We start from the raw sequence: 12523 nt of genomic DNA, 5'->3' as shown, positions 1-12523 counted from the left end.
CCCGATCGCGCGCGAATTTGATCCGCGTCAATGAGGCTCGGGGCTGACGGGGTAAGATGACGCTCCCGAAGGCGATGCGTGGTGAGAGCGATGCTGAATCAAGTCATGGATTTTGCGGGTGAGGTGCTGCCGGGGAACTGTGCCGCGCCGCCTAGTTCCGAGACCGCGTTTCTGGCGGAGCTGGGCGAGCGCCTGAAGTCGTCCCGCGCCCGCTGCGAGCTGTCGCGCCGGGAGCTGGCCCGACGCTCCGGGATTTCGGAGCGCTACATCGCCCAGATCGAGGCCGGCAAGGGCAACGTCTCGATCGTCCTGTTGCTGCGGCTGGCCTCCGCGATCCACGGCAGCCAGCCTCAGGCGGCCTGACTTCAGGCCCGCTTCTCCACATTGGCGCTGCGGGCCGGCACCCCGAACTCCTTGCGGCAGATTTCGGCCAGCACGGCGACGCCCTCGCGAATCTGCTGATGCGACGGACTCGCAAAGCATAGCCGCAGGCGCGAGCTTGAATTGCCTTTGTTGGTCGACCATTCCGGGCCCGGATTGATCGAGACGCCGGCAGCAAGGGCAGCCTGATAGAGCTTGAGCGTATCGACCTGGTCGGGCAGCTTCACCCACAGGAAGATGCCGCCTTTGGGCTCCCTGAACTCGGCCGCGGTGCCGAACTGCTCGTTGAGGGCTTCCATCAGCGTGTCGAGCTTGGTGCGCAGCGCCTTGGACAGCGCCGGCACGTGGCTGGCGAAATGCGGCTTGCAATAGCTGGCGAGCACCATCTGCTCCAGCGCGCCGGAGCCGGCATCCGTCTTCAGCGCCAGCATCCGCGACATCACATCCCAGGGCGCCACGATGAAGCCGACGCGCAGCGCCGGCGCGATCGACTTCGAGAACGAGCCGATATGGATCACCCCGCCGTTCCGGCTCATCGCATAGATCGCCGGCGGGCGCTCTCCGGACCAGACCAGGTCGGCATAGCAATCGTCCTCGAAGACAGGCACGCCATATTCGGCCGACAGGCGCAAGAGCTCGGCGCGGCGGCTCTCCGGCATGATGCTGCCGGTCGGGTTCTGCACGGTCGGGATGGTGTAGATGTATTTCGGCCGGATGCCGCGGCTCCTGAGGTCGGCCAGCGTCGAGGCCAGCACATCCATCCGCATGCCGTCGTCGTCGAGGGGAATGCCGACGGTGTTGACGCCGAGCCGCGTCAGCCGCTGCAACGCCCCCTGATAGGTCTCCTGCTCGACGATCACCGTGTCGCCGCGCGTCAGCAGCGTGTTGTTGACGAGGTCGAGCGCCTGCAGCGAGCCCGAGACGATCATGAGATCGTCGACCGTGCAGACGATGCCGGCATCGCGCTTCAGCTTTGTCACCAGGAATTCGCGCAGGGGCACGTAACCCTGAGGGCCGTGCGCGAGCCCGTAGGTCGCAAGCGAGCGGCCCTCGCGTCGCAAGGCTTGATCGGCCGCCTCGATCAGCTCGTCGAGCGGCAGCTGCTCGGAATCGTTGTTGCCGCCGACAAAGCTGTATTTGGCAAGGCCCGTCCAGCGCGCAGAAGGGGCCGGCAGCCCTGCGGCAAACAGGGGCGCGAAGTCAAAGCTGGACGTCATGGGGGTTCCTCGTTGTTTTTTATTGAGCGTTGTTTTTATTGAGCGATGTTTATATTGGGCAGGCCGGCGTGGTGCCGCCCGGGCGCCGCGGTTTCGATGATGACATCATGCCAGTGTTTTGCCCGACGCGTCAAACAAAATTCGTAAAATCCGCATCATGATCGCGTCTGCGAACAGGGCGTTGATTTCACTGATGCGGCTACTGTGCATGGGGTTGTTTTCGTGTTTTCGGCCTGTGGTCGCGACGGAACTCGCTCGAAGCAGCGGCCGTGTTACTTCTTGCCCACCGTCCTGGTCGGACGCCCCTGGCTGATGAAAGCGTAATGCGCATTGGCGACGCCGCCAACCATCAAGGCCTCGACGACGGGCTCGGCGATCTCGCCCGTGGCGGCCCAGTCGACGATAAAATTGGCTCCGGTCCCGCCGCGCACATCGTCGGTCGGAATGACGATCGAGATGGTGGCGAGCGGCTTCACCGCGACCGGCGCCTTCAGATAGCTCTCGACCTGTTTCCCGGCGGTGTCGAAATAGGCGATGCGCCTGACCACCAGTGCTTGCGTCTCCGAGGCGTTGTGGACGCTCAGCGTCACCGAGAAGTCGACCCGCAGCTTGCCCTGGCTCATCGCCACGCTGGAATAGGCCGGCACATAGAAGCCACCGGAGATGGCGAGCTCCTCCTTCGGCATCGCTGTGAGCGAGCCGGCGAAGGTCTGCTCGATCTCGACCTTGCTCTGTGCGAGCGCCGGCGTGACCAGGACGAGGGGGCACAAGAGGCCCGCGAGGAGTGGAGCGAGGAATCTCATCTGGTGCATTGCCCGTTTCACCCTTGTCACCCTTGGCGTAGTTTGCCCGGCAGCCACGATCCTGACTACCCTATTGCCGGGGATTGCACAGCTCTATCAGGCGCGGAGCGGGTCTGGTCAGGGGAGGGCTCGGACACCTTTCGCGCGCCCCCGCCACGCCTATATGGCTGGTATCCGCCGGTACAAGGCTCAAGGCCGGCACGGGCGCATATGCGGTTGCGGCCGGGGCACTAGCGCATGGATCGGAGTCCGGCTAAGCCTCCCGCCCACACCATTAAGAGATTGGGAAATGCCCGATACCGTTCAGGAAGTTTTGCAGGCCTTTGCCCGGGGCGAGCTCGTCGTCGTGACCGACGACGAGGACCGCGAGGGCGAGGGCGATCTGATCGTCGCCGCCTCATTCTGCACGGCGGAAAAGATGGCCTTCATCATCCGTCACACCTCCGGCATCGTCTGCGCGCCCATTACCCCCGACGATGCGCGCCGGCTGCGGCTCGATCCGATGGTCGCCCACAACGATTCCGCGCACACCACCGCCTTTACGGTCTCGATCGACTACAAGCCCGACGGCGGCACCGGCATCTCGGCCGAGGAGCGCGCCTCCTGCTGCCGTGCGCTCGCCAATCCCAATGTCGGCGCCAACGACTTCGCCCGCCCGGGCCACATCTTCCCGCTGATCGCCAAGGACGGCGGCGTGCTGCTGCGCTCCGGCCATACCGAGGCCGCGGTCGATCTCTGCAAGCTCTCGGGCCTTCCGCCGGTCGGCGTCATCAGCGAATTGATGAACGACGACGGCAGCGTGATGAAGGGCGAGCAGGTCGCCCAGTTCGCCGCCAGGCACAAGCTGAAGCACGTCACCATCGCCGACATGATCGCCTACCGGCAGGCGCGCGAAAAGCTGATCGAGCGCGTGTCGACCTTCACGACCGAAAGCCCGATCGGCCCGCTTCAGGGCTATGCCTACCGCTCGCCGTTCGATTCCATCGCCCACGTTGCATTCGTTTACAACGGCGTCGGCGACGGCAAGAACGTGCTGACGCGCTTCCACAAGCCGAACATCGTCAAGGACACCTTTACCGGCCACAAGCGCATGGCTGTCGTGCTCGAGCACTTCAAGAAATCAGGCCGCGGTGTGCTGGTGTACTTGCGCGATGGCGCGGCCGGCGTTCCCGTCTCGCCGCTGCCGGATGAGACGTCGACGGAGGCTGACCGCAACCGCCAGTGGCGCGAGGTCGGCGTCGGCGCGCAGATCCTGCGTGATCTCGGCGTCACCTCGATCCGCCATCTCACCTCGTCGGTGCACGACTACAAGGGCCTCTCCGGCTTCGGCATCGAGATCGTCGCCAACGAGCAGCTCGAAAGCTGACGCCAACGCAATTGCACTTGTGGCGCCGGCGCTTTAGTTTGTCGGGCAATTTCTAGACGGAACCAGATGCGAAAGGACGTTTCATGAGCGTGCGCCCTCAGACCAAGGACAAGCCGGCTGCGGCTTCCTTCCAGTGGGACGATCCGTTCCTGCTCGACGAGCAGCTCACCGAAGACGAGCGCATGGTGCGCGACACGGCGCGCGCCTACGCCCAGGACAAGCTGCTGCCACGCGTCACCAAGGCCTATCTGGAAGAGAAGACCGATCGCGAGATCTTCAACGAGATGGGCGAACTCGGCCTGATCGGCATCACGCTGCCCGAGGAGTATGGCTGCGCCAATGCGAGCTACGTGGCTTACGGCCTCGTCGCGCGCGAGATCGAGCGGGTCGATTCCGGCTATCGCTCGATGAACTCGGTGCAGTCGTCGCTGGTGATGTACCCGATCTACGCCTATGGCGACGAGAACCAGCGCAAGAAGTACCTGCCGAAGCTTGCCAGCGGCGAGTGGGTCGGCTGCTTCGGCCTGACCGAGCCTGACGCCGGCTCCGACCCGGCCGGCATGAAGACCCGCGCCGAGAAGGTCTCGGACGGTTATCGCCTGACCGGCAGCAAGATGTGGATCTCGAACGCGCCGATCGCGGACGTGTTCGTGATCTGGGCCAAGTCGGCCGAGCACGACAACCAGATCCGCGGCTTCGTGCTCGAGAAGGGCATGAAAGGCCTCTCCGCGCCAAAGATCGGCAGCAAGCTGAGCTTGCGCGCCTCCATCACCGGCGAGGTCGTGATGGACGGCGTCGTGGTTCCTGAAAGCGCGCTGCTGCCCAACGTCTCCGGCCTCAAGGGACCGTTTGGCTGCCTCAACCGGGCCCGCTATGGCATCTCCTGGGGCGCGCTCGGCGCCGCCGAAGACTGCATGCATCGCGCCCGCCAATACACGCTCGACCGCAAGCAGTTCGGCAGGCCGCTTGCCGCGACCCAGCTGGTGCAGAAGAAGCTCGCCGACATGGAGACCGAGATCGCGCTCGGCCTGCAGGGTTCGCTTCGCGTCGGCCGTCTGATGGACGAGGGCAAGTTCGCGCCCGAGATGATCTCGATCATGAAGCGCAACAATTGCGGCAAGGCGCTCGACATCGCCCGCGTCGCGCGCGACATGCACGGCGGCAACGGCATCTCGGCCGAATTCCACGTGATGCGCCACGTCCATAACCTCGAGACGGTCAACACCTACGAGGGCACCCACGACGTCCACGCCCTGATCCTGGGCCGCGCCATCACAGGCATCCAGGCGTTTTTCTGATTGGGCATCCGTCATTCCGGGGCGCGCGAAGTGTGAACCCGGAATCTCGGGCCGCATCATTCCTGTTCCATCGAGATTCCGGGTCTGGCCCTGACGGGCCATCCCGGAATGACGTCAAAGAACAAAGAAGAAGCCATGTCCGACAATGACGACGTCCCGTTCAACCGCAACTTTCCGCTGAAGGCCGGCGTCGTCGAGGAAGTCCGCCCCGGCGTGCGGCGGGTGCTGTGTGACAATCCGAGTCCGTTCACCTTCACCGGCACCGTCAGCTACATCGTCGGCACGGGCAACGTCGCGATCATCGATCCCGGTCCTGATGATGAGGCCCATGCGGCCGCCCTGCTCGATGCCGTGCGCGGCGAGACGGTGAGCCACATCTTCGTCACCCACACCCACCGCGACCACTCGCCGAACACGGCGCGGATCAAGCAGGCGACCGGCGCGCCTGTCTATGCCGAGGGTCCGCATCGCGCCTCGCGCCCGCGCTTCGAGAGCGAGAAGCACAACCCGGAATCCGGATCAGATCGCGACTTCGTGCCCGATATCAGGATCGCCCATGGTGACGTCGTCGAAGGCGCCGGCTGGCGGCTCGAGGCCGTGGCGACGCCCGGCCACACCGCCAATCATCTCGCCTTTGCCTGGCCCGAGCGAAAATTCAACTTCGTCGGCGATCACGTGATGGGCTGGTCGACCTCCATCGTGGCGCCGCCCGACGGCTCGATGATCGACTACATGGACTCGCTCGACCGGCTCGCTGCGCGCGAGGAGGATCTGTATTTCTCCGGCCACGGCCCGGAGATCCCGGAGGGGCAACGCTTCGTGCGCTTCCTGATCCGTCACCGCAAGGCGCGTGAGGCCTCGATCCTGCACCGCCTCGCCAAGGGCGAGACCGATATCCCGTCCATGGTGCGCGCGATCTATATCGGCATCGACCCCAGGCTGACGACGGCCGCCGGCTATTCCGTGCTGGCGCATCTGGAAGACCTCGTCGCACGCGGCATCGTCGCGACGGATGGCGATCCCGTGATTGGTGGGACGTACCGGATGGCGGGTTAACCTCGGTCATTCCGGGGCTCGCGAAGCGAGAACCCGGAATCTCGACGGTGCGGCGCGAGATCCCGGGTTCTCGCTAATGCGCGCCCCGGGATGACGCTCTATCGCGTCACTTCTTCACCGTCTTTGCCGGAGCCTTGGGTGGCGGCGCCACCGGGGTCTTCTTCGCCGGCTTCAGCGCATCGGCCTCGGCCGCGGTGTTGAGATCATCGATGAACTTCGTCACGCGCGCGGCGTTGCTGCCGAGATCGCTGTCGAAATAGCGCGAGGCGGAGCGGATGTCGACGCGGGAATCGTCGCCGTCAGGCACGACCCTGATCGAGACATCCTCGCGAAAGCCCATGATCGGCGTGCGCGCCACCGCCTCGATGCGGCCCATGCGGCGCGGCGGCTGCGGCTCTCGTTCGTCGATGACGGTCCATTTGCGCTTGATCACGAGCTGGCGCGCGATCGCATAGGCGCGGTCGACGGGGATCTCGAGCTCGATCGGCTCGATATCGGGATAGAACTGACGCTGCTGCTCAGCCGAATACAGGCCGGCATAGACGGCGGTGTTGGTGCCGTCGCCGGTGCGCAGGCGCGACAGCGCCTCGAAGCGCGGCGGGTCGATCGGGTCGGTCGTGATGTCGTAGATATGAGGCAGCTTGCGGTAAAGCAGCGCCTGATAGGCCGGGTAGGCGAGAATCGCTCCGTCGATCAGGAAGGCGAGCAGGATTCGCGCCATGCCGCGCGAGCCGTTTTGCCAGATCGCGGCAAAGCCAGCGAGGCCGAACAGGATGGACAGTCCAGCGATCGCGAGCCCGCCAAAAAAGGTGGCCAGCGCCGGTTTCATCTCCAGGAAGTCGAAGCGGACGATGATGACCGACACCACCACCGTGACCACCGCGAACACGGCCAGATTGCGCGCCCAGGTGGCGAGGCTGGACACGGGCTCCGTCTGATAGGGAGCGGAAAACCTGCGGGCCATCGGATGAGCTCAACGGGGTTTTGGGGCGGTGCCGGCCGATTTGGCGCGACGGTCAGCCGTTGAGACCACGGTCTGGCGGCAAATTCAAGGGAGTCCCGGTTGTTGCAGTCCGTCATTCCGGGGCGGCTCAAAGAGCCGAACCCGGAATCTCGAGATTCCGGGTTCGATGCCCGCTGGCATCGCCCCGGAATGACGTGAGTGTCCCTACGCCGCCGCGTTCGGGAAGCGATAATCCTTGAACTGGTCGCGCAACGCGGTCTTCAGGATCTTGCCGGTCGCGGTATGCGGGATGCCATCGACAAAGGCGACGTCGTCGGGCATCCACCATTTGGCGATCTTGCCGTCCATGAATTTCAGGATGTCCTCGCGCGTGGCCTGCTGGCCCTGCTTGAGCTGGACGATCAAGAGCGGGCGCTCGTCCCATTTCGGATGGAAGACGCCGATCACGGCGGCTTCCGCCACGGCAGGGTGGCCGACCGCGAGGTTTTCGAGGTCGATCGAGGATATCCACTCGCCGCCGGACTTGATCACGTCCTTGGAGCGGTCGGTGATCCGCATATAGCCGCCCTCGTCGATGGTCGCGACGTCGCCGGTGTCGAAGAAGCCCTCCTCATCGAGGATGTTGGTGTCGAGGCGGAAATAGGCCTTTGCGACCGCGGGGCCGGAGACCTTGAGGCGGCCAAAGGTCTTGCCGTCCCAGGGCAGCTCCTTGCCGGCATCGTCGGTGATCTTCATCTCGACCGCGAAGGGCGCATAGCCCTGCATCTGCAGCACGTCGAGCCGCGCCTCGCCGGTCGCATTCTGGTGCGGCGGCTTCAACGCAGCGACGGTGCCGATCGGGCTCATCTCGGTCATGCCCCAGGCGTGGCGCACGTTCGAGCCCATGTCGAGGAAGGCCTTGATCATGGAGCGCGGCATCGCCGAGCCGCCGCAGATCACCATCTTCAGATGCGGCAGCTTCAGATTATTGGCGGTCATGTGCTGGAGCAGCATCAGCCACACCGTGGGCACGCCGGCGGTGTGCGTCACCTTTTCGGTTGCGAGCAGCTCGTAGACCGAGGCGCCGTCGAGCTTGGCGCCGGGCATCACCAGCTTGGTGCCCTGCGAGGGTGCGGAGAAAGCGATGCCCCAGCTGTTGGCATGGAACAGCGGAACCACCGGCAGCATTGTCTCGGAGGCGCTGGTGCCGAGCGCGTCGACATTGTTGGCCATCAGCGCGTGCAGCACGTTGGAGCGATGCGAATACAGCACACCCTTCGGATCGCCCGTGGTGCCCGAGGTGTAGCACATCGCGGCTGCCGTGTTCTCGTCAAAGTCCTTCCATTTGAATTTGCCGTCGGCCTCGGCGATCCAATCCTCGTAGGCCACGACGTTCTTCAACGTGGTCTCGGGCATATGCGCCTTGTCGGTGAGGATGATGTACCGTTCGACACTCGGCAGCTTGTCGGCGAGCTTCTCGACGACCGGCACGAAAGTCAGGTCGACCATCACGATGCGGTCCTGCGCATGGTTGATGATCCAGGCGATCTGCTCGGGGAAAAGGCGGGGATTGACGGTATGGCAGATGGCGCCGATGCCCATGATGCCGTACCAGACTTCGAGATGGCGCCAGGTGTTCCAGGCGATCGTGGCGACGCGGTCGCCGAGCTTGATGCCGTCGCGCTCCAGCATCTGCGAGACCTTGAGCGCCCGCTGGTGGATTTCGGCGTAGGTGGTGCGATGGATCGGTCCTTCGATCGATCGCGTGACGACCTCCTGCTTGCCGTGAATCTTGGCGGCGTGTTCGATGATCCGGTGACAGAGCAGGGGCCAATCTTGCATCAAACCGAGCATTCAGACGTTCCTCCGAGAAATCGCTGGGCGCATTGCCGCTCTCAGCGCAGGGCCAAAGAATTGACATGAGTTTTAGCCTGCCGGACTTTCGCCGCAAATGGTCTTATCGCGGCAATATGTCCGCCGGCGCGGCAATGGTTACCGCTGCGCTTGGGCTGTCTGTTGTGCTGCCTGAGCCCGTGGATGCGCGAAACTATGCTGCACCGCTCGATATCTTCGGTCTTGGTACGCCACGGCGTCACCGGAGCGTTCACGCGACCAAGATACCGCTACCAAAGCCTCGCCCGGAGGAGGCGCCGAAGGCAGCGGCCGCGCCAGAACCCGACAGCAAGCCCACCCCGGAGAAACCGAGCAAGCCGGCCGAGGCTGCGCCGCCTCCCGAGAAGCAACTCTCGGCGTGCCGGCTTGCGCTGACCGAGGAGATTGCGGTCGCGCCATCCATTCCCGACATCCACGGACCCGGCGCCTGTGGCGGCGAAGACCTGGTGCGGCTGGAGGCCATCGTGCTGCCGGACAAGCGCAAGGTCGCGGTCAAACCGGCGGCGATTCTCCGTTGTACCATGGCGTCGGCGATTGCGGATTGGGTGCGCACCGACATGGCGTCGCTGGCCACCAGCCTCGGCTCGACCATCACTGATCTGGACAATTTCGACAGCTTCGAGTGTCGTGGCCGCAACCGCGTCGCCGGCGCGATGCTGTCCGAGCACGGCAAGGCCAACGCGCTCGACGTCCGTTCGCTCAAGCTCGCCAACGGGCAATCGATCAGCCTGACCGATCGTACCCTATCCCGCGACGTGCGCGAGCGCGTGCTGCATTCGGTTTGCGCGCGCTTCTCCACCGTGCTCGGCCCGGGCTCGGACTGGTACCACGAGGATCACATCCATCTCGATCTTGCGCAGCGCCGCAACGACTACCGCATTTGCCAGTGGAACGTGTGGGATCCCTTGCCGCAGATCGCGCCCCTGCTGCCGGCGGAACGCCCCGAGGAGGCGCCGCCGCGCGAGGTCGCCGCCAAGTCGGAAGGTGTGAAGTCGGAAGGTGCCAAGTCCGAAGGTGCCAAGTCGGAAGGTGCCAAGGAAGAGGCCGACGATCAGGAGAAGCCTGCCGCGCCGGCGGGCAAGCCGGCAGCCGAGTCCGGCAAGAGCAAGCCGGCAAGAAAAAAGCGCCGGTAGGACCGGCGCTTTTCAAAAGCCTTCAGATCACATGGAATCCGCTAATTGCTGCTCGGAAAACCGCCGCCGCCCTGCAGCGCGAGGCGCGAATTGTAGGGCGAGTCGCCATGCTTCGGCTCGAGCACTACGACGATGGTGCCGATCTTGACGCGGCTGTAGAGGTCGATTGCGTCCTCGTTGGTCAGGCGGATGCAACCCGAAGAGATCGAAGCGCCGATATATTCGGGCTGGTTGGTGCCGTGGATACGGAACAGCGTGTCCTTGCCGCCCGAGTACAGGTACATCGCGCGCGAGCCCATCGGATTGTCCGGACCAGGGGCGACGTAGGTCGGAACGCCCAGACGCGAGATCTCGCCCGGCGTCGGGTGCCACGCCGGCCATTCCGTCATGCTGCCGACCTTGGCGATGCCGGACCAGGCCATGGCCTCTTCGCCGACGGTGATGCCGTAGCGGATCGCCTTGCCGCCATCCATCACGTAGTAGAGGTAGTGGTTGTCGGAATCGACCACGATCGAGCCCGGTGCCTCCTTGCGGTGGTAATCGACAATGGCACGACGGAACGGCTCTGCCACCGGCGTATTCTCGTACCGGATCTTGGCAAGGAGTTCCTTGTCCTTCGGCTTGAAATTCTGGGTGTTGGTGGCTTCGTAATGCGTGGCCTGCATGCAGCCCGAGAGCATGAAGCCCGCAGCCAAAACGCCCAACATAACTTTCAGCGACGACATGGTTTGGTTCCAATCAAACAAATACCGCGCAGGTCCTTGAAGCGTAGCACCCAAGGCCTTCGACTCCGTTGATTTCATTATCGTTGAAATCTGCCACAATTCCAGCTCTTAGGGGCTTATCCCGCGCTGCGAGACCCAACCTGTGGCTTTTTTGCCGCAAGTTTTCCGCGGATCGGCTGGCTTTTTGACGCGAAAAGCACAGTTCTCCAGTCCCGCCACGGTTGGGCCATGCGGCCGCCACAAATGCAAACGCTCCGTTAATGTGGTTGTCATCATGAACTTGTCAGAATCGCGCTAAGGGCAGTCATTCTGTCGCAGGTCCCCTGCTGGAGTTGTTCATGTTTTCTGTGTTCGTCCCCACCGACACCTCCCTGAAGAAGGCCGTCGTCAACGATCTCGAGGCGGTGCCTGATCACGCCGTGTGGATCGACCTGGTCAATCCGACCGCGGCCGAGGACAAGGCCGTGGAACGGCTGCTGGGCATCGCGATCCCCACCCGCGAGGACATGCAGGAAATCGAGATCTCCAGCCGCCTCTATATCGAGAACGGCGCGCGCTACATGACCGCGACACTGATGTGTCATTCCGATACCGATATGCCCCGGACCACGGCGGTGACCTTCATCCTCGGCGACCACCGCCTGGTCACCGTGCGCTACGACCAGCCCAAGCCTTTCGCCCTGGTGGAGGCGAAGCTTGCCCGCACCTGCGCCCCTGCGATCACGGGCGAGATGGTGCTGATGGAACTGCTGGACGCCGTGATCGACCGCTGCGCCGACATTTTGGAACGCTGCGGCACGGAGATCGACCAGGTCAGCCACGACATCTTCGAGCCGGAAAGCGAGCGCCACGGCCACGCCAAGCAATATTCGCAAATCCTGATCTCGATCGGCCGCAAGGGTGACCTGACCTCCAAGGTCCGTGAGAGCCTGGTGTCGATCGGCCGCGTCGTCACCTTCCTGTCGGCGGTGGTGGAGGGCGTGAAATGGTCCAAGGACATGCGCGAGCAGCTCAAGACCATGCAGCGCGACGTCGCCTCGCTGACCGACCACGCCTCCTATCTCTCCAGCAAGATCACCTTCGTGCTCGACGCGATGCTCGGCGTCGTCAACCTCGAGCAGAACAACATCATCAAGCTGTTTTCGGTCATGGCCGTTGTCCTGATGCCGCCGACGCTGATCGCCTCGATCTACGGCATGAACTTCAAGGCGATGCCGGAACTCGAATGGGCGCACGGCTATCCGTATGCGCTGGTGCTGATGGTGATCGCCGCCGTCGTGCCGTACTGGATCTTCAAATGGAAGAAGTGGCTGTGATCCGGCTCGCGTTTTTCGAAATAGCTACCGAGACCTTACGCCGGTTGCCAAGCCAAGGCTGATGGTGTCGCAGAATAGAGCGTCATTGCGGCCGCGCTGTGATGTGTGTGCCGTGCCCCAATTCCTCCGGTAAAATTTGAGCGGTGGGCTGAACGTTTGCGCGAAACTTGTCTGCGATAAGCAGCGGGTTAGCCGCGAGGAAGAACCATGGTTGAAAAACACATAACGACGCCCCCCAACGTCATCGATCTGACGAGCTATCGTCAGGTGATGGCGAGCGGCAAGGCGCCGTCGTTGTCGGTGCGCATGTGCCGGCACTGTGGTGCTCCGCTGCTCGATGGCGAGAACGATGACGACTGCTCGACGGCATTCAACGCAGCCGCACCGCGGCT

12 protein-coding genes are annotated in these 12523 nt (G+C 63.8%); 7 read left to right on the top strand and 5 right to left on the bottom strand.

The annotated features are described in order from the left end of the window. Positions 1-90 precede the first annotated feature (90 nt). The gene (locus tag AOQ71_RS28535) at positions 91-363 is read left to right on the top strand and encodes a helix-turn-helix domain-containing protein (protein WP_057753646.1); all 273 of its coding nucleotides are present in this window, start codon (positions 91-93) and stop codon (positions 361-363) included. A 2-nt stretch (positions 364-365) separates the two neighbouring features. Here the strand turns inward: AOQ71_RS28535 and AOQ71_RS28530 are convergent, their stop codons facing one another. Next, positions 366-1598 (bottom strand): aminotransferase-like domain-containing protein, encoded by a 1233-nt coding sequence (locus AOQ71_RS28530; protein WP_057753643.1) that lies wholly within the window; start codon positions 1596-1598, stop codon positions 366-368. Positions 1599-1870: 272 nt separating this feature from the next. Continuing rightward, positions 1871-2401 carry a DUF3124 domain-containing protein gene (locus AOQ71_RS28525; RefSeq protein WP_057753634.1) on the bottom strand — a complete coding sequence of 177 codons (531 nt, stop codon included), beginning with the start codon at positions 2399-2401 and terminating at the stop codon, positions 1871-1873. A 289-nt stretch (positions 2402-2690) separates the two neighbouring features. On the opposite strand from AOQ71_RS28525, the gene ribB reads away from it, so the two are divergent. The 3 genes from ribB to AOQ71_RS28510 all read left to right on the top strand — a co-directional run bounded on the left by ribB (position 2691) and on the right by AOQ71_RS28510 (position 6121). Beyond that, complete coding sequence (gene ribB / locus AOQ71_RS28520) at positions 2691-3767, top strand: 3,4-dihydroxy-2-butanone-4-phosphate synthase (protein WP_057753632.1); 1077 nt, start codon at positions 2691-2693, stop codon at positions 3765-3767. An 83-nt stretch (positions 3768-3850) separates the two neighbouring features. Then, positions 3851-5065, top strand: a complete 1215-nt coding sequence (locus AOQ71_RS28515) for an acyl-CoA dehydrogenase (protein WP_057753629.1) — start codon at positions 3851-3853, stop codon at positions 5063-5065. A 135-nt stretch (positions 5066-5200) separates the two neighbouring features. Further along, positions 5201-6121, top strand: coding sequence for an MBL fold metallo-hydrolase (locus tag AOQ71_RS28510; protein ID WP_057753876.1), 921 nt, complete (start codon positions 5201-5203; stop codon positions 6119-6121). A gap of 106 nt (positions 6122-6227) precedes the next feature. On the opposite strand, the gene AOQ71_RS28505 is transcribed toward AOQ71_RS28510, so the two are convergent. Both AOQ71_RS28505 and AOQ71_RS28500 read right to left on the bottom strand, forming a co-directional pair. Next, the gene (locus AOQ71_RS28505) at positions 6228-7085 is read right to left on the bottom strand and encodes a DUF1499 domain-containing protein (protein ID WP_057753626.1); all 858 of its coding nucleotides are present in this window, start codon (positions 7083-7085) and stop codon (positions 6228-6230) included. A gap of 204 nt (positions 7086-7289) precedes the next feature. Then, positions 7290-8918: a fatty-acid--CoA ligase gene (locus tag AOQ71_RS28500; RefSeq protein ID WP_057753623.1), complete on the bottom strand. Its 1629-nt coding sequence runs from the start codon at positions 8916-8918 to the stop codon at positions 7290-7292. A 65-nt stretch (positions 8919-8983) separates the two neighbouring features. Here AOQ71_RS28500 and AOQ71_RS28495 point away from each other — a divergent pair, with 65 nt between their 5' ends. After that, on the top strand, positions 8984-10090 hold the full coding sequence (locus AOQ71_RS28495) for an extensin family protein (protein WP_057753620.1): 1107 nt from the start codon (positions 8984-8986) through the stop codon (positions 10088-10090). Between the two features lie 41 nt (positions 10091-10131). On the opposite strand, the gene AOQ71_RS28490 is transcribed toward AOQ71_RS28495, so the two are convergent. Then, positions 10132-10815 carry a L,D-transpeptidase gene (locus AOQ71_RS28490; protein WP_057753617.1) on the bottom strand — a complete coding sequence of 228 codons (684 nt, stop codon included), beginning with the start codon at positions 10813-10815 and terminating at the stop codon, positions 10132-10134. Positions 10816-11153: 338 nt separating this feature from the next. Between AOQ71_RS28490 and AOQ71_RS28485 the strand changes: the two genes are divergently transcribed. Together AOQ71_RS28485 and AOQ71_RS43965 are read left to right on the top strand one after the other, a co-directional pair. Further along, positions 11154-12131 (top strand): magnesium transporter CorA family protein, encoded by a 978-nt coding sequence (locus AOQ71_RS28485; protein ID WP_057753614.1) that lies wholly within the window; start codon positions 11154-11156, stop codon positions 12129-12131. Between the two features lie 207 nt (positions 12132-12338). Next, a partial coding sequence (locus tag AOQ71_RS43965; protein WP_083514557.1) for a hypothetical protein occupies positions 12339-12523 on the top strand: 185 nt, incomplete at its 3' end.

It is taken from the genome of Bradyrhizobium manausense, assembly GCF_001440035.1.
GTDB lineage: Bacteria > Pseudomonadota > Alphaproteobacteria > Rhizobiales > Xanthobacteraceae > Bradyrhizobium > Bradyrhizobium manausense.
Note: the sequence above shows the minus strand (reverse complement) of the source record. Positions and strands in the feature narration are given on the sequence as shown.